Raw genomic sequence first — 16715 nt, forward strand, 5'->3', positions numbered from 1 at the left:
ATCAAACAGACGGAAGTTACCAACAAACCGGAATATCTTTATTTTTTCTACACTCACGTTTACACAAGCATTTTTGTTTTGCTGAATGGATTTTTAGCGATTCTCAGAAAAAATTTCGGCTTAAAGAATTTCCACAAAAACACCGGAAAGGTCTACATCTTTCTGATTTTGCTTTTCGCGGCTCCGTCCGGAATTTACATGGGTGTTTTAGCCAACGGCGGAATTTTATCGAAGATTTCCTTTGTCATTCTCGGCTGTTTGTGGTGGTTTTTCACTTTTAAAGCGTATCAGTTAGCCCGAAAGAAAAAATTTAAAGAACATAAACAATGGATGTGGCGTAGTTTTGCGCTGACACTTTCCGCGGTAACATTAAGAATGTGGAAGGTAATTATTGTATATTTATTCCACCCGAATCCGATGGATGTTTATCAGATCATAGCATGGTTGGGCTGGATTCCGAACATTCTATTAATTGAATATTTAATTGCAAAAAAATACATATGAAAATTTTAAAATTATCGTTAATCTCCTTATTTACAATTGGTTTAACTGCCTGTAAAAAAGATGTAAGAACAACAGATCATTCAAAAGACAGTCTTACAGCAAAGAAGGATTCTGTAGTCGTTCCCGAAGTTTACAAAGAATATTACGGAATTTATATGGGCGATTTCGCGGGAAAAGGAATGATTACCTCCGAAGACGGCGAAACGTATGAAGGTGAAATTTATAAAAGAATTGCCCTGAAAATCAACAGGATTACCAAAGACAGTGTGTACGGACAAAGTATTGTTGATGGAAATCAAAGACCATTCAGAGGCGTTTTTAACGAAACTTCAAAATCTTTTATTCTGGATGAACCCGGAAATGATAAAACAGACGGACGATTTGAGGTAAAATTAAACAACGACAGTCTTACCGGAAGCTGGAATGCCTTTAATAAATCGGCGGTAAAGGCTCCGAATAAAACTTTAAAGCTTGTGAAAAAAGAGTTTGTATACAACCCGAATTTCATGCTGAATGAAAATAACGATCTCATCGACTGGGAAAATCCGAAGGATTTCGTAGAAAAATACACCGACGAAGAAACCGGGAAAACGGAAACCTACACAGAATCTAAGAACAGAATTGCCTCAGATGCTGTTTTCAAAATCAATGCATCCAAGCAAAAATTAACGGAAAAAGATCTTAAAAACCTCAGAAAACTGGATATGGAAATCATTAAAAACGCAGTTTTCGCGAGACACGGCTATGCTTTTAAAAAGCAGACCTATCGAAATTTCTTTGAGCAGACCGACTGGTATATTCCGGTTTCCAATAATGTAGACAGCGAGCTTTCTCCTCTTGAAAAGGAAAACGTAGCTTTACTGAACCGCTTCATCAAATACGCTGAAGATAAATACGACAGTTTCGGAAGGTAGTTTAATATGTTTTTTGAGGATTTGTCTAAAATTTCACAAAAACAAAAAGCAACAAACATCCAGCAACGTAGCACAGAATATCAATCCACGAAAACGAATTTCCGATCACGATATACATCAGGCTTCCTTTCCGGAAGCCTAATTTTTCTGCAATATTGAAATATTGGGCAACTTCTATCAAAAAAGAAAAAATCAGGATTCCGAGAATCAATTTTTTATTATCTTCAATTCTGAAAAATGTTTTGATGAAAGTATAGATCAGCATCACCACGATCACATCTCCGAGATAGGCTCTCACAAAGAAAATATCTTTGAGTTTGGTGGCGATTAAAACTTCTGTCAGAAATATAAAAATAGTAACCAGAAAATATGTGTAATTAAATGTAACCTGAAATGCCAATTCTTTTCCTTCCACTTGTAGTGCTTTTTATGTATTATGTAGGTTTTATAACCCTTACAAAATTAAAAATAAAGCAGATTGATAATGACACCAAAACTCATTTTCTGAGATTTTTTTCAGGATTTATCGTGATGACTCTTCTTTCTTTATTGATTTTATTGATAAGATGGATCATTACACCGAATCAAACCAATGATTTTCACTGATTATTATTAAAAATCAATTTTCATTCGGCTTTATTTTTGATGCTTTAAAAATATTATTTCTCATAACACAATTATATGAAAAAGCTGATTATTTTTCTGGGCTTATTTGTAAGCGTCTTTCTATTTGCACAGACTCAATATAATTCGGTAACAGAAATTCCGGATTATGCCGTTTTAAAAACAAAAATGAAACTTGAAGACGCCGTTACAAAGGCTGACTCTCCAGCAGAATTTCCCGGTGGAATGGAAACTTTTAAAAAACAGTTTTCAGAGAAAATGGATGTAATTGATGTAAAATCTAAAAAAATCAATACCCGAGTTTATTTCATTGTCGAAAAAACAGGCTATGTAAGATATGTAACCGCGATGGGAGACGATCCGAAGCACTCCAAAGCCGCAGAAATTGCTGTAAGAAGACTTTTTGTAAAATGGAAACCCGCAACAATTAAAGGAGAACCAGTAAGATTTCTTTATACTTTTCCTCTGACTTTGAAGAAATTTGATTAAGTTTTAATATGAAAATTTTCATCCAAAATTTCGGATTAAAACGATGGCTGATTTTGTTTCTGATGATTAATTTCGGTGCCCTGCTTTTCGCACAAAGCAGCCATATTCCTGCTCCATCCCAACCAAAAGAAATTGAAAAAATCCCAATTACGACAATATGTTATTATCCTCCGGATCATGAAGCGTATTTTCCAAAGGGTAGAGAAGCATTTATTAAAAAAGTTGAAAATCTTATTACACTCGAATCCGTCAAAGTAAAAAAGCGTGAAAAAACGCTTACTGCAATGCTTAATTTTACCGTTGAAAAGGATGGAAGTCTTATAGAAATCCTGGCTTCAGGATCAAACAACAGCTTTAATGCTGCTCTGGAAAAAGCCGTAAAACATGTTCAGGGAAAATGGATTCCGGCACAACAGAATGGTTATCTCGTAAGAAGTAAGATTCAGATTCCTGTAAGCATAAATCTCAAATAATTTATAAAGAACAGAAAACTATCCGCCAATCATTTTCTTTATTGCATTCAGCTTCATCAACGCTTCAATGGGAGTTAATGTATTGATGTCGATTTTAGTTAATTCTTCTTTGATACTTTCCAGAACCGGATCGTCTAACTGAAAGAAAGAAAGTTGAATATTTTCTTCCGTAACGCGCTTGATCTTTTCAGAAGAACCTCCACTTTGGGAACGGCTTGCTTCCAGCGTTTTCAGAATTTCATTGGCTCTGTTCACGACTTTGGAAGGCATTCCCGCCAGTTTCGCCACATGAATACCGAAGCTGTGCTCACTTCCTCCCGGAACCAGCTTTCTTAAAAAGATGATATTTCCTTTATTTTCCTGAATGGAAACGTGGAAATTTTTCACGCGCTCGAAACTTACGGTCATTTCATTCAGCTCGTGATAATGCGTTGCAAACAGTGTTTTTGCCTGAGTCGGATGTTGGTGAAGATATTCCGCAATCGCCCAAGCAATGGAAACTCCGTCATAGGTAGAAGTTCCGCGCCCGATTTCGTCCAGTAAAATTAAACTTCTTTCGGAAATATTATTCAGAATATTCGCTGCCTCGTTCATTTCCACCATGAAAGTTGATTCACCCGCAGAAATATTATCCGTTGCGCCAACTCTTGTAAAAATCTTATCTAAAACCCCGATTTCTGCATGTTTTGCAGGAACAAAACTTCCGATCTGAGCCAATAAACAAACAATTGCAGTCTGACGAAGAATTGCCGATTTACCCGCCATGTTCGGTCCGGTTACCATGATGATCTGCTGAGAATCTTTATCTAAGAAAATATCATTCGGAATGTATTTTTCGCCTAAAGGAAGCGCATTTTCTATGATCGGATGTCTTGCTTCTTTCAGGTCTATGGCAAAACTTTCATTTAAAACAGGCTTGGTATAACTCTCAGAAACAGCCAGTTCCGATAAACCAACCGCAACATCCAACTGTGCAATAATTTTAGAATTTTCCTGAATCTGATCGATATGAACCATCGTTTCGGAACATACATTTCGGTACAGTTCATTTTCTAAAACTCCGATTTTTTCTTCGGCTCCAAGAATCTGATTTTCATACTCTTTCAGTTCTTCTGTGATGTATCGTTCTGCATTTACCAGTGTCTGTTTTCTCAGCCAGTCATTTGGAACTTTATCTTTATGGGTGTTTCGAACCTCAATATAATAGCCGAAAACATTGTTGAAATCAATTTTCAGACTTGAAATTCCTGTTCTTTCGATTTCTCTTTGGCACATTTCGTCCAGAAAACCGCGTCCTTTGGATTGTAATCCTCTTAAACGATCCAGTTCTTCGGAAATTCCTTTTTTAATGACGTTTCCTTTCGATAAATTCACCGGAAGTTCATCATTCAGATGATTTTGAAGGCATTTTATCAGTTCATCCTGATCATACAACGGATCCAGCCAAGCCAGAATATCGGCATGAGGATGAAGCAACGCTTTGATTTTATGGATATTGATTAAACTCTGGCGAAGATATCCCAATTCTTTCGGTGAAATTTTTTCCGCTGCCAGTTTTCCCATCAGTCTGTCTAAATCGGAAATTGATTTTAAGAGCTGTGAGATTTCATATTTAAGATGGTCGTTTTCGTTTAAAAAATCAATTAAAGACAATCTTCTGTTGATTTCATCTACAGATTTTAATGGTAGAATGATCCTTCTTCTCAGCAGTCTTCCTCCCATCGGAGTCGAAGTTTTATCGATAATATCTAACAGTGATTTCCCCTGCGGATTGCTTGGATACACAATTTCAAGGTTTCTCAATGTAAAATTATCCATCATCAGAAAATCTTCCTGCGGAATGATCTGAATTTTGGTGATGTGAGACAGTAAGTTATGATGCGTATCTTCCACCAGATAAGCGAAAATCGCTCCTGCTGCAGTAATTGCCAAAGGCTGATTCTCCACTCCAAAACCTTTTAACGAATTGGTTTTAAAGTGATTCGTCAGTTTTTCGTAAGCGAAATTATACTGATATGCCCAGTCTTCAAGTTTAAAGGCATTTTTGTTTTTAAGCTGCTCCGGAATCTGAACACTTCGCTGATAAATAATCTCACTCGGATCAAATGTATTCACGATATGAAGCAGTTTTTCCAGATTTCCTTCACTTACCAGAAATTCCCCTGTAGAAATATCCACTAAAGCAATCCCGAATTTTTCCTTTTCTTTATGAAGGGAAAGCAGAAAATTGTTCTTTTTTGAATTTAGAACCTGATCGTTGAACGTAACTCCCGGTGTTACCAGTTCCGTGACTCCCCTTTTTACGATTCCCTTCACCATTTTCGGGTCTTCCAGCTGGTCGCAAATCGCAACTCTCATTCCCGCTCTTACGAGTTTTGGCAAATAAGAATCTACCGAATGATGCGGAAAGCCAGCCAGTTCGATATGACCTTCACCGTTGGCTCTTTTCGTTAAAACAATTCCTAAGATTTGTGACGTTCTTACGGCATCCTGCCCGAAAGTTTCATAAAAATCCCCTACTCTGAATAGTAAAAGCGCATCAGGATATTTCGCCTTGATGGTATTGTACTGCGTCATTAACGGGGTTTCTTTCTTCGCTGCCTTTGCCATTACAATCGTTCTTAAATTTGGGTCGGTAAAAGTATGAAATAAAATAGTAGAAGGAAAGTCTGAAACTTACAACTTAAAAAAAGAAATTTCTTTTATCATTAAGAATGTTTAGCCAAAGCTTCCGAACTTTTCTTATATGCCCACTTCTGTTTGTAATTCACCCACTTAGCTTTGAAAAGCTTCCGCATTAATTTGTCTGTATATCTCATGATGAAAACATGATACAGCATATTTGCAAAAACATTCGGTTTATTGGGTAATGCACGAAGCGACATTGAAAATCCTGGTTCTAAATATCGGTTAAAATGCCAGAACGCACCGGGAATAAAAAGTGCATCGCCATGTTCCATGAAAATTTCAAAACCTTTGGCATGTTTCAGGGCGGGAAATTTTTCATAATCCGGATTTTCGTAATCTATATCATAAATGGTATGAACCGACAACGGAACTTTGTACAAAAATGCGGATTGTTTCTGATCGAAAAGCAGAATTCTCTTTTTTCCTTCAAAGTGAATGTGCAGAAAATCTCCCAAGTCCACATCATAGTGCATCAGAACATGCGCTTCACTTCCTCCGAAAAATAAGGTCGGAAGACGTTTGAAAAATTTCATTCCCAAATCCGGATATGTAAAGTTTTTCAGCAGTTCCGGAAGCCGGTCTGTAATGATATAAAAGAAAATCCTCAGATCGGAAGGTTTACTTTTGATCGTATCAATATAATCCTTCATTTTCATTCTGGTAACCGGAGCATCGCTGCTTTTATTCGCGTCGGCAGGCTTGTTATCGTACAAAGGAACTTCCTGTTCTCCAGCTTTTTCACGGATAAAATCAAAATTCCATTTGTCGAAGGCATCCCATCGGCTCGCAAAATTTTTAATCAGAAGCGGCTTATGCTTTTTGAAATAATTTTTCTGAAAATCGTCTTTACTGATGTCGTTAACAATATCTACACTTTCGAGAATCATTTGGTGTGTATTTTTTAATGTGAAATAAAAATAGTGTTTTTCTGAAATTTGGGGAAATTTAAAGACAATATATTGCTACAAGGATTTTTTTTAATTTAATTCTGCTTGAAATTAGCATGATGAAGATTTTATTTTTCAACGCGACATTCGCAAAGATTTTATTTCAATTTTTCATCCATATTTTTTTGATCGCGAAGGCACTTCGTTCAGCAAATGATAGCAAAACAACAATTGTGCGTCTTAAGATTTTAGTTATTGATAAAGTCAGGATAAAATGAAAAAATTATATTTGTAAGACTAAGAGAATCTATGAGAGTTTACAACACCAAACATTTCCTGAAAATCCTTTTCAGCCTACATAAAAGCGACACTTTAAAAATATTATTTCCAAGCATGATCCTTGTCGGATTATATTCGTGGGGCGTAGAATATCTTGAAATTGAACATTTCCGTCTTAATTCAAAATCAGGAATCAGCAATGTGGGTTTAATTCATTCTCTATTAGGCTTTGTGCTTTCTTTGTTGTTGGTTTTCAGAACAAACACTGCTTATGACCGATGGTGGGAAGGCAGAAAACTGTGGGGAAAACTGGTGAATGACACCCGTAATTTTGCCATAAAAGTCAATACTATTTTGGGCGACGACAGACAGAATGCTGAGCAAATTTCAAGATACTTAAAGTTTTTTCCGCATTTTCTGGCAAAACATTTATCTAAAGAATCTACCCGACTGGCTTTGGATGAAGATTATTCTGAAATCGAAAAAGAGCTTAAAAATCACGGTCCGAGTGAAATCATCATTCTGATGAGCCACAAATTAAATCAGCTAAAGAAAGAAGGAAAAATCTCAGATATTGAAATGCTGTATCTCGACACCCAGCTTTCGGGTTTTCTGGATGTTTGCGGCGGTTGCGAGAGAATTAAAAATACGCCGATTCCCTATTCTTATTCATCATTCATTAAAAAATTTATCATTCTGTATGTTTTTGCGCTGCCGATTGCTTACGTTATCAATATCGGAAATTACATTATCCCGCTTACGGTATTCATTTATTATGTTCTGATGAGCCTTGAGCTGATTGCCGAAGAAATTGAAGATCCATTTAATAATGATGAAAATGATATTCCGATGGAAACTATTGCCCAGAATATTGAGAAAAACGTTCATCAGATCATGGGTACTAAAAAATAACAAAATCCGTTTTTATCTGAAAATCGTAAATATTTATACCTAATTTTGACAAAAAAATAAAATTGGTACAGAAATTAAAACTGGAAGAACTCAACAGAATTGATGTGGAAACCTTTAAATCGGTTGAGAAAATTCCTTTGGTAGTAGTTTTAGACAACATCAGAAGTATGCACAATGTGGGTGCAACGTTCAGGACGGCAGATGCGTTTTTGGTTCGGAAGATTATCCTTTGCGGAATCACGCCGCAGCCTCCACACCGCGAAATCCACAAAGCCGCTTTGGGAGCTACGGAAAGCGTAGACTGGAGTCATGAAAGTGACATAAATACAGCCATTAATGATTTAAAATCTCAGGGATTTGAAGTCGTAGGAATCGAGCAGACGACCAACAGCCAGATGATCACAGATTTCACCATCGATAAAACAAAAAAATACGCGGTGATTTTAGGAAATGAAGTGGAAGGAATAAGCGATGAAGCGTTGCCGAATATTGATTCTTTCCTTGAAATTCCTCAGTTGGGAACCAAACATTCTTTAAATGTAAGCGTTTGCGGAGGAATTGTGATGTGGGAATTTGCAAAGGCTTTAAAATAAAAAAACTGCATATGTCTAAGAGACAGTGCAGTTTGAAATAAATCTAATAAAAAGTAAAAATGAAAGGCGACAAAGGTACTCTTTTTTTTTACACCAACAAATTTTAAAATTATTTTTTTTTATTTTCCTGAAAAAAAGTATCATTTTGAAGAAAAGTTTCGTTTAATTTTTTATAAATTAGCACAATGTTTATCAAGGATTATATCTCAAAAGACTTCCCGTGTTTCAGCCTTTCTGACTCGATAGAATCAGCCAGGGAAATGTTAGAAGCATTTGGATATTCTCATATTTTCATCAAAAAATCCCATCATTTTTACGGTGCAATTGCACAGGATTTCCTGTATGATGAGGAAGGGACGCTGAAAAACCTCGAACATCAGATCGAGCGTTTTGCCATTCTGGAGGATAACAATATAATGGACAGCATCAGAATATTCTATACCTTCAATTCCAACGTGATTCCTGTTATTAATAAATCCGAGAAATACCTGGGATATATCAGCTGTGAGGATATTTTTCAGGATTTTTCAAAATATCCGCTGTTTTCCGAATCGGGAGCCATTCTTACGGTGGAAACTCCGGCAAGAAAATATTCGATGACGGAGATTGCCAATATTGTAGAAAGCAATAATTCCAAATTTTACGGCGCGTTTATCAGCTTCATGTCGGATGAAGTGATTCAGGTGACGATAAAGATCAGTAATGAAAATCTGAGTTCTATTGATGAAACATTCGACCGATATGATTACCGCATCGTACAAAAGTACTATTCTGATGAAAAATCAGACTTGTTGCAGGACAGATTCGGGTTTTTCCAGAAATTCATAGAAATATAAAAACTAATGAAGGCAGCCATTTATTCTCAGAAAAAAGATCTTGATACTTTTTTATATTTAAGCAAATTTATTTCCGAGCTGGAAAGCAGAGGTGTAAAATCTGTTTTGTACGATGAGATGGCTGAAGCGCTTCAGTTTTCAAAGATTTTTGAAACATTTAATAATAAAAAAGATCTTCTGGAGAAAGAAGTGGATCTTTTCTTCACTTTTGGCGGGGACGGAACAATTGTAAACTCCCTCACTTTCATTGAAGATCTTGAAATCCCTATTGTCGGGGTAAATACCGGAAGATTAGGATTTCTGGCAAGTTTTACCAAAGAAGAAGCATTTAAGGAACTGGATTCTATTCTGAAAGGCGATGTTAAAACAAGCCGCCGTTCTGTAATTCAGGTTGTTTCACCTGTTTTGGAGGATTTTTTCCCATATGCTTTAAATGACGTTACGGTTTCCCGAAAAGAAACCACTTCCATGATTACGGTAGATTCTTATATTAACAATGAATTTCTGAATGTTTTCTGGGGAGATGGTGTTATTGTTTCCACTCCTACAGGTTCTACGGCGTATTCGTTGAGCTGTGGAGGACCGATTATTTCTCCGAACAACGAGAACTTCGTTATCACTCCTATTGCACCGCATAATCTTAATGTAAGACCTTTGGTTGTGAATGACAGCGTGGAAATTAAATTCGGAGTTGAAAGCCGAGTTTCACAATATTCTCTTTCTCTGGACTCGCGGTTGATTCATATCGAAACAGATCAGGAAATTGTGATTAAAAAAGCGGATTTTCAGATATTACTCGTTCAGCCGAATAACTTAAGTTTCTACGAAACCATCCGCCAGAAGCTACTTTGGGGGAGAGATAAAAGAAATTAAGAATATTTTAAAAATTATTACCTTTACAGGAATTTAAAAACACCCTAATAATTTATATTAAAAAGCAAAACATGAGCAGAATTTTCCCGGCAGGAGTTGCCACAGGTCAATTAGTTACTGATATTTTTCAGCATGCTAAAGAAAACAAATTTGCATTACCAGCAGTAAACGTAATTGGTTCCAGCAACGTAAACGCGGTTTTGGAAACTGCAGCAAAACTAAACTCACCTGTTATCATTCAGTTCTCTAACGGAGGTGCTGCTTATAACGCAGGAAAAGGGTTAAGCAACGACGGCCAGAAAGCAGCTATTTTAGGAGCTGTAGCCGGAGCAAAACATATCCATACCCTTGCAGAAGCTTACGGAGCAACGGTAATTCTTCATACAGACCATGCTGCAAAAAAATTATTGCCTTGGATCGACGGATTGATGGATGCTAACGAAGAATTCTACAAGCAGACAGGAAAATCTCTGTATTCTTCTCACATGTTGGATCTTTCTGAAGAATCTTTAGAAGAAAATCTAGAAATCTCCGCTCAGTATTTCGAAAGAATGGCTAAACTTCAAATGACTTTAGAAGTAGAAATCGGAGTTACAGGAGGCGAAGAAGACGGTGTAGATAATTCGGATGTAGACAATTCTAAATTATATACACAGCCGGAAGATATCGCTTACACTTATGAAAAGTTAAAAGCTGTTTCCGACAACTTCACGATTGCAGCAGCTTTCGGAAATGTACACGGAGTGTATAAGCCAGGAAATGTGGTTCTTACACCAAAAATCCTTGATAATTCTCAGAAATATGTTCAGGAGAAATTCGGAACTGCTGAAAAGCCTATTAATTTCGTATTCCACGGAGGTTCCGGATCTACTCTGGAAGAAATCAGAGAAGCGATTGATTACGGGGTAATTAAAATGAATATTGATACTGACCTTCAGTTTGCTTACACAGAAGGAATCAGAGATTATATGGTAAACAATATCGATTATTTAAGAACTCAGATCGGAAACCCTGAAGGAGAAGAAAAACCGAACAAAAAATTCTATGACCCAAGAGTTTGGGTAAGAAAAGGTGAGGAAACTTTCACTAAGAGACTGGTTCAGGCATTTGAAGATTTAAATAACGTAAATACGCTAAAATAAATTATAAATTTTAGATTATAGATTTTAAATTATTTTTAATCTGTAATCTAAAATTCAAAATCTAAAATTTTATACATGGCATTCGAGTGGTTTAAAAGAAAAGCACAAAATATTACGACATCTACTGATGAGAAAAAAGACGTTCCCAAAGGTCTTTGGCATCAGACTCCATCAGGAAAAGTGGTGGAGCATGACGAATTGAAGAGAAATAACTATGTTTCTCCGGAAGACGGTTTCCATGTAAGAATAGGAAGTGCAGAATTTTTTGATATCCTTTTCGATGAAGGCAAATTCACGGAGCTGGATGCCAATGTTGAAAGTATTGACATTCTGAACTTTAAAGACACGAAATCTTACACAGACCGTCTGAAAGAAGTAAAAGCTAAAACTAAACTTACCGATTCCATCAGAAACGCAGTAGGAACTGTAAAAGGTACTGAAATGGTGGTTTCCTGTATGGATTTTGCTTTCATCGGCGGTTCTTTAGGTTCTGTAATGGGAGAAAAAATCAGAAGAGCGATCGATTACTGTATCGAGAAAAAACTTCCTTATATGATTATCTGCCAATCCGGTGGCGCGAGAATGCAGGAAGCAACGTATTCTTTGATGCAGCTGGCTAAAGTACAGGCTAAACTGGCTCAGCTTTCAGAAGCCGGACTTTTATACATCGCTTATCTTTGTGATCCTACTTTTGGCGGAATTACAGCTTCTTTCGCAATGACAGCAGATATTATCATGGCTGAACCGGGAGCTTTGATCGGTTTTGCAGGACCAAGAGTTATCCGTGAAACCATCGGAAGAGATTTACCGGAAGGTTTCCAGACTTCAGAATTCCTTCAGGAAAAAGGTTTTGTAGATTTTATCGTTAAAAGAACAGAAATCCGAGACACTGTTGCTAAAACAGTGAATTTATTAGCTGTAAAAGCATAATAATTGTAACAAAATAACACAATCTCTCTCTAATTAGGGAGAGATTTTTATTTATGAGAACTTTCAAGATATTTTTCAGCACCATCCGAAGCATGAGTTTCAAAAAGATCATCCGTCTTTTAACACTTGTTCTTCCTCATCCTGTTTTCTCATTGCTCAGTTTTCATGCCACCGTTCAGGCATACACCATTGCCCAGAAAAAATTTCCTGAAACAGCTTCCACCAATGGTGTGGGAAATGCATTCAGACACGCTCTTTGGTGCTGTTTTATTGCGATGTACTGCTCTAAAGTCTCCTCACCTCAGAAAGCGCTGAAATTCTGTAAAAGAATCACCGATATGCACGAAGAATTATTCCCGAACAAACCTCTGGAAACCAAAATGGATCTCCACAACAATAAATTCGGGATGAATTACTTTAAAGAACTGCTTCCGGGAGTTCACCGGCAGTTTTTCGAGAAAAGTTTTTTCATTGAAGGTCTGGAAAAGAAAATGAAAGATGCTAAAGTTCTGAAAAATCTGGATGATGATTTTGAAGGGTTTTTGGTTTATCTGGATGAAAAATAAATTTAAACCATTAAGGAGAATTAAGGTTTTAAGTCTAATTAAGATAAATCATTCTGATTTTTAGGCTTTCCTTAATATTCTTAATTTCTTATTGAATCTTAATGGTTCAAAGAAATAAAAGTTTTTTCAAGTTTTACTTATAATTTATTATCTTTTCTAAAATTTTTAATTTACTCAAATGGTTCTCAGCAGAATTTGGTCGGCATTCATTATCATTGCCATTGCCATTGCAGGTATAAAATACGTTTCATCAGGCAACTACAAAACTATTTTCAATGATATGGTTGTAGGGAAAGGCGGTGATACCGTACAGATTGCCACTCAGAAAATGAATGCACTCTCTCCTGTTGTGCGCGACAGCCTCATGAAAAAGACTGATTTTGCCGACAGCAGGATTCATTATAAAACAGATTCTTTAAAGCAGGATGTAAAAGTGTACCGTATTCAGGAATCGGATGGGGTAATCGGAACTTCTGAAACGGCAGTGAAAATCTGTCTCGGACTTATCGGAATTATGACTCTATTCATGGGCTTCATGAGTATTGCGGAAAAAGCAGGCGGAATCAATCTTTTAAGCCGGTTAATTCAGCCTTTTTTCTCAAAATTATTTCCCGATATTCCTAAGAACCATCCCGCTTTCGGACATATGCTGATGAATTTCAGTGCCAATCTTCTTGGTCTGGATAATGCAGCCACTCCTTTTGGTCTCAAAGCGATGGAAAGTTTGCAGACTTTAAATCCGAATAAAGACACGGCAAGTAACTCCCAGATCATGTTCCTTTGTCTTCATGCAGGAGGCATGACTTTAATTCCGGTTTCCATCATTGCGATCCGCGCCTCGATGGGTTCAAAAACGCCGACGGATATTTTTCTTCCGTGTATGATCGCTACATTTGCAGCAACTTTGGCCGCGATGATCGTGGTTTCTTTATATCAGAAAATCAATCTTTTAAAACCTGTAGTTCTTGCCTACGTTGGCGGAATTTCTGCTATTATCGCATTGTTGGTTTTATACCTTACTCAATTAAGCAAAGATGAACTGGATGATTTCAGCAAGGTATTAAGCAACGGATTGATTCTTTTCATATTTTTAGCCATTGTTCTTGGTGCTGTTTATAAAAAAATTAATGTTTTTGATGCTTTCATTGAAGGTGCCAAAGAAGGTTTTACAACATGTGTAAAGATTATTCCTTATTTGGTCGGAATGCTGATCGCCATTTCGCTATTAAGAACTTCCGGAGTATTTGACGTGATTATCGACGGAATGAAATGGGTTGCTTATTCTGCAAATTTAGATTCGAGATTTGTAGACGGACTTCCAACCGCTTTAATCAAACCTTTGTCCGGATCAGGAGCAAGAGGAATGATGGTTGATACCATGACAACTTTCGGGGCAGACAGTTTTCAGGGAAAATTAGCGGCAGTTCTTCAGGGAAGCTCAGATACGACGTTTTATGTCATTGCCGTTTATTTTGGAGCCGTAGCCGTAAAGAATACAAGATACACGGTAATTGCCATGCTTTTGGCAGATTTGGTGGGGATTATTACTTCTATTATTCTGGCATATCTTTTCTTTGCATAAATAATGAAAGCATATATTCAAACGGATGCTTCGGGAGAGTTTTACAATGTTAATTCATTTCTTGCTTATGAAGGATTTAAAAATTTTGGCTACGAGATCAAAAAGTATGTTGATGCAGACGAAATTTCAGATAATAATCCTGAAAATATTATTGTCGGCGGAATTGGGAATGTTAGAAAAAGACTGAAAAATTTAGATATAAACCGTCCTGAGAAGGAAATTGATTATCCTGAGGAATTAAAACCCTTTTTAAAAAGAAAAATTTGGGAATCAACCATTAATCAAATATTTGCGGATAAAGATGGTTGGAATATTTTCATTAAACCTAAAATTGAAACAAAATTATTTGCAGGAAAAGTAATTCAAAATGAAATGGATTTTTTAGGGATTATTAATACTGAAAGAGACATTGATGTTCTTTGTTCCGAACTTATCGATTTTAAAACTGAATGGAGGTGTTTCATTCGCTACAATAAAATATTAGACATCAGAAGATATAAAGGAGCATGGAATACGAAAATTGATGTGGAAACAGTTGAATCCGCAATACAGTCATTTATTTCTCAACCAAGGGCATTTGCTTTGGATTTTGGCATCAATGAAAAGGGAGAAACGATACTGGTAGAAGTTAATGACGGACATTCTTTAGGCACTTACGGACTTTCTTCAACACACTATGTAAAATTCCTTTCTGCGAGATGGAGCGAATTGACCGAAACAGAAGATTATTTAAACTTTTAATTAATAAAAAATAAAAAAATGATTACAGATAAAGAATTCACATTAAGATTAATACGCCAGTTAACTCAAGCATTAGAAAAGCTTATTTTGGATAAACCTGAAGAAAGCTTAATGCAGAAAGAGCTTGATTTTGAATCTTTAATGAAAGATATTTTCAAGTTTGATTTTACAACACTTTCATCAAAATCAAAAGAAGAAATCATAGAAATTGTGAATGAAAGACAGGAAAGAGACCATAAAGATTATTATGAAATGTTAGGAAATCTTTTCTATTTTAACGGAAAACAATCTGATAACAAAGATTTTTTAGAGAAAGCAAAAACATTCTATGAACTGTATCTCCAAACCAGCGGAGTATTTGCGCTTCCGGTTATTAACAGAATTTCAGAAATAAAAAAAGCACTTGAGTAAAGTGCTTTTGTATTTTAAAAAGTGATTTTATACGTTCCGGTGGAAGAAACACTCGCTTTTTCTGCTTTTACATATTTCTTAACCCACGATATCGCATTCGAACTGATACATGGATCCGAAGTTCCGCCCGATCTTCTCGCCGAAACTACATTTCCTGCTTTATCTACGGTGTAAGCAATGGTAATCGTTCCGCTTGCTGTACAGCTATTCGCAGGTTGTGATCCTCCTCTTCCCATCGTTCCGGGGATAAATCCTACCAGTTTTCGGTCGATTCCGACTTTGCTGTCGCCATTTCCATCACCACCTAAAGGATCTCCTGCATTTCCGATTCCTTTTCCATCGCCTTGGCTTCCTGCTTTCGTTCCGCGTCCTCTGATCAGATTTCCAATGGCTGCGTTTCCTTTTCCGTCACCATTTCCAGTCTTGGAATTTGCGGTTGTGGCTCCGGATTTTTTAGTGTTTTTGGCTGCAGAGGTACTTGTGGAAGTCTTTTTACTTTCCGCTTTGGACTCCTCTTTTTTCGGAACAGAAGTTTTGGTATTGTTTCCGGTTATGACTTTTTCTTTCGCCTCTGTTTTTTTGGTTTCAGGCTGCGGATCAGGCTGTATAACGGTCTTGGTTTCAGGAACAGCAGTTTCTGCGGGTTCAGGAGCGACTTCTTCTGTCGCAGCAGCAAGACTTCCCGGCTGATCTGCCGGCTCTTCTACCCCGTTTCCGTTTCTGTTGTCTCCAAAATTCACCAGCATGGTTGTAATAACTTCAGGCTGTTCATTCAGTTCCGGTTTGAGTTTATACAGAAAAACAAATAAGAGAATGGCAGACCAGATGAGAATAGAAAGCACGGCGCTTTTTATTCTGTCTTTGTTTTGCTCATTTTTATTGATACTATGACTTCTCATTTTAAAAGATCCTGCTTCCTGAAGAGTTATTTATCTTTAACAGTTGCAATGGCAATATTAAATTTATTTTTCTCTGCAATTTCCATTACAAAAACCACATCTTTATGAAGGGTATTTTCGTCTGCTCTTATGGTGAAAGATTTATTCGCCTGACCTGTTAATTTATTTACAATGGTCTGTTCCAATTCGCCTCTGTTCACAGGATTATCGTCCACAAAATAAGAACCGTCCGGTTTTACGCTCACCACCAAAGGATTCGGAATATTGTCTGCTGCGGTATCTGCTTTTGGTAATTTCACATCGATCGCACTTTGGTTGGCTGCTGAAGAAGTTACCATAAAGAAGATCAGCATCAGCAAGATAACGTCTGTC

The 16715-nt window shown here is 36.7% G+C and carries 19 protein-coding genes; 14 read left to right on the top strand and 5 right to left on the bottom strand.

Annotated elements, in window-relative coordinates; all coding sequences use genetic code 11:
• On the top strand, positions 1–504 hold a 504-nt coding region (locus tag WFK35_RS10965; protein WP_336732670.1), incomplete at its 5' end, for a DUF2306 domain-containing protein.
• Entirely contained in the window at positions 501–1418 is a 918-nt protein-coding gene (locus WFK35_RS10970) for a YARHG domain-containing protein (RefSeq protein ID WP_336732671.1), read from the top strand. The genes WFK35_RS10965 and WFK35_RS10970, both read left to right, overlap by 4 nt.
• A 25-nt stretch (positions 1419–1443) precedes the next feature.
• Here WFK35_RS10970 and WFK35_RS10975 read toward each other — a convergent pair whose 3' ends face one another.
• Positions 1444–1833, bottom strand: a complete 390-nt coding sequence (locus WFK35_RS10975; protein WP_336732672.1) for a ribosomal maturation YjgA family protein — start codon at positions 1831–1833, stop codon at positions 1444–1446.
• 266 nt (positions 1834–2099) lie between these two features.
• On the opposite strand from WFK35_RS10975, the gene WFK35_RS10980 reads away from it, so the two are divergent.
• Complete coding sequence (locus WFK35_RS10980) at positions 2100–2531, top strand: energy transducer TonB (RefSeq protein ID WP_336732673.1); 432 nt, start codon at positions 2100–2102, stop codon at positions 2529–2531.
• 8 nt (positions 2532–2539) lie between these two features.
• Positions 2540–3004: an energy transducer TonB gene (locus WFK35_RS10985; RefSeq protein WP_336732674.1), complete on the top strand. Its 465-nt coding sequence runs from the start codon at positions 2540–2542 to the stop codon at positions 3002–3004.
• Positions 3005–3022: 18 nt separating this feature from the next.
• Here the strand turns inward: WFK35_RS10985 and mutS are convergent, their stop codons facing one another.
• Positions 3023–5614, bottom strand: a complete 2592-nt coding sequence (gene mutS, locus WFK35_RS10990; RefSeq protein ID WP_336732675.1) for a DNA mismatch repair protein MutS — start codon at positions 5612–5614, stop codon at positions 3023–3025.
• A gap of 98 nt (positions 5615–5712) precedes the next feature.
• A complete protein-coding gene (locus WFK35_RS10995) occupies positions 5713–6579 on the bottom strand; it encodes a cupin-like domain-containing protein (RefSeq protein ID WP_336732676.1) in 867 nt (288 codons plus the stop codon).
• A 309-nt stretch (positions 6580–6888) separates the two neighbouring features.
• Between WFK35_RS10995 and WFK35_RS11000 the strand changes: the two genes are divergently transcribed.
• The 10 genes from WFK35_RS11000 to WFK35_RS11045 all read left to right on the top strand — a co-directional run bounded on the left by WFK35_RS11000 (position 6889) and on the right by WFK35_RS11045 (position 15444).
• Complete coding sequence (locus WFK35_RS11000) at positions 6889–7770, top strand: bestrophin family protein (RefSeq protein WP_336732677.1); 882 nt, start codon at positions 6889–6891, stop codon at positions 7768–7770.
• A 62-nt stretch (positions 7771–7832) separates the two neighbouring features.
• Complete coding sequence (locus WFK35_RS11005) at positions 7833–8363, top strand: RNA methyltransferase (RefSeq protein WP_336732678.1); 531 nt, start codon at positions 7833–7835, stop codon at positions 8361–8363.
• A 260-nt stretch (positions 8364–8623) separates the two neighbouring features.
• Positions 8624–9199, top strand: a complete 576-nt coding sequence (locus WFK35_RS11010) for a CBS domain-containing protein (protein ID WP_336732679.1) — start codon at positions 8624–8626, stop codon at positions 9197–9199.
• Positions 9200–9205: 6 nt separating this feature from the next.
• Positions 9206–10072 carry an NAD kinase gene (locus tag WFK35_RS11015; RefSeq protein ID WP_087711954.1) on the top strand — a complete coding sequence of 289 codons (867 nt, stop codon included), beginning with the start codon at positions 9206–9208 and terminating at the stop codon, positions 10070–10072.
• Positions 10073–10143: 71 nt separating this feature from the next.
• Positions 10144–11214, top strand: a complete 1071-nt coding sequence (fbaA, locus tag WFK35_RS11020; protein WP_214587717.1) for a class II fructose-bisphosphate aldolase — start codon at positions 10144–10146, stop codon at positions 11212–11214.
• Between the two features lie 75 nt (positions 11215–11289).
• Entirely contained in the window at positions 11290–12144 is an 855-nt protein-coding gene (accD, locus tag WFK35_RS11025) for an acetyl-CoA carboxylase, carboxyltransferase subunit beta (RefSeq protein WP_116099254.1), read from the top strand.
• Between the two features lie 53 nt (positions 12145–12197).
• The gene (locus WFK35_RS11030) at positions 12198–12710 is read left to right on the top strand and encodes a DUF6973 domain-containing protein (RefSeq protein WP_076394073.1); all 513 of its coding nucleotides are present in this window, start codon (positions 12198–12200) and stop codon (positions 12708–12710) included.
• A gap of 178 nt (positions 12711–12888) precedes the next feature.
• On the top strand, positions 12889–14292 hold the full coding sequence (locus WFK35_RS11035) for a nucleoside recognition domain-containing protein (RefSeq protein ID WP_336732680.1): 1404 nt from the start codon (positions 12889–12891) through the stop codon (positions 14290–14292).
• A gap of 3 nt (positions 14293–14295) precedes the next feature.
• Positions 14296–15033: an ATP-grasp domain-containing protein gene (locus tag WFK35_RS11040; protein WP_336689779.1), complete on the top strand. Its 738-nt coding sequence runs from the start codon at positions 14296–14298 to the stop codon at positions 15031–15033.
• Between the two features lie 18 nt (positions 15034–15051).
• The gene (locus WFK35_RS11045) at positions 15052–15444 is read left to right on the top strand and encodes a hypothetical protein (RefSeq protein ID WP_336732681.1); all 393 of its coding nucleotides are present in this window, start codon (positions 15052–15054) and stop codon (positions 15442–15444) included.
• Positions 15445–15458: 14 nt separating this feature from the next.
• Here the strand turns inward: WFK35_RS11045 and WFK35_RS11050 are convergent, their stop codons facing one another.
• Both WFK35_RS11050 and WFK35_RS11055 read right to left on the bottom strand, forming a co-directional pair.
• A complete protein-coding gene (locus WFK35_RS11050; protein WP_336732682.1) occupies positions 15459–16343 on the bottom strand; it encodes a ferric siderophore ABC transporter substrate-binding protein in 885 nt (294 codons plus the stop codon).
• 26 nt (positions 16344–16369) lie between these two features.
• The coding region (locus WFK35_RS11055; RefSeq protein WP_336732683.1) for an ExbD/TolR family protein at positions 16370–16715 on the bottom strand (346 nt) is incomplete at its 5' end.

The sequence above is a fragment of the Chryseobacterium sp. VD8 genome, assembly GCF_037149975.1.
GTDB classification, from domain to species: Bacteria; Bacteroidota; Bacteroidia; order Flavobacteriales; family Weeksellaceae; genus Chryseobacterium; species Chryseobacterium indicum.

Excerpts from the sequence above, each read along its gene's own strand:
- WFK35_RS10970 (WP_336732671.1), top strand. The coding sequence starts at position 501 with ATGAAAATTTTAAAATTATCGTTAATCTCCTTATTTACAATTGGTTTA.
- WFK35_RS10980 (WP_336732673.1), top strand. The coding sequence starts at position 2,100 with ATGAAAAAGCTGATTATTTTTCTGGGCTTATTTGTAAGCGTCTTTCTA.
- WFK35_RS10985 (WP_336732674.1), top strand. The coding sequence starts at position 2,540 with ATGAAAATTTTCATCCAAAATTTCGGATTAAAACGATGGCTGATTTTG.
- mutS (WP_336732675.1), bottom strand. The coding sequence starts at position 5,614 with ATGGCAAAGGCAGCGAAGAAAGAAACCCCGTTAATGACGCAGTACAAT.
- WFK35_RS10995 (WP_336732676.1), bottom strand. The coding sequence starts at position 6,579 with ATGATTCTCGAAAGTGTAGATATTGTTAACGACATCAGTAAAGACGAT.
- WFK35_RS11000 (WP_336732677.1), top strand. The coding sequence starts at position 6,889 with ATGAGAGTTTACAACACCAAACATTTCCTGAAAATCCTTTTCAGCCTA.
- WFK35_RS11010 (WP_336732679.1), top strand. The coding sequence starts at position 8,624 with ATGTTAGAAGCATTTGGATATTCTCATATTTTCATCAAAAAATCCCAT.
- WFK35_RS11015 (WP_087711954.1), top strand. The coding sequence starts at position 9,206 with ATGAAGGCAGCCATTTATTCTCAGAAAAAAGATCTTGATACTTTTTTA.
- fbaA (WP_214587717.1), top strand. The coding sequence starts at position 10,144 with ATGAGCAGAATTTTCCCGGCAGGAGTTGCCACAGGTCAATTAGTTACT.
- accD (WP_116099254.1), top strand. The coding sequence starts at position 11,290 with ATGGCATTCGAGTGGTTTAAAAGAAAAGCACAAAATATTACGACATCT.
- WFK35_RS11030 (WP_076394073.1), top strand. The coding sequence starts at position 12,198 with ATGAGAACTTTCAAGATATTTTTCAGCACCATCCGAAGCATGAGTTTC.
- WFK35_RS11035 (WP_336732680.1), top strand. The coding sequence starts at position 12,889 with ATGGTTCTCAGCAGAATTTGGTCGGCATTCATTATCATTGCCATTGCC.
- WFK35_RS11040 (WP_336689779.1), top strand. The coding sequence starts at position 14,296 with ATGAAAGCATATATTCAAACGGATGCTTCGGGAGAGTTTTACAATGTT.
- WFK35_RS11045 (WP_336732681.1), top strand. The coding sequence starts at position 15,052 with ATGATTACAGATAAAGAATTCACATTAAGATTAATACGCCAGTTAACT.
- WFK35_RS11050 (WP_336732682.1), bottom strand. The coding sequence starts at position 16,343 with ATGAGAAGTCATAGTATCAATAAAAATGAGCAAAACAAAGACAGAATA.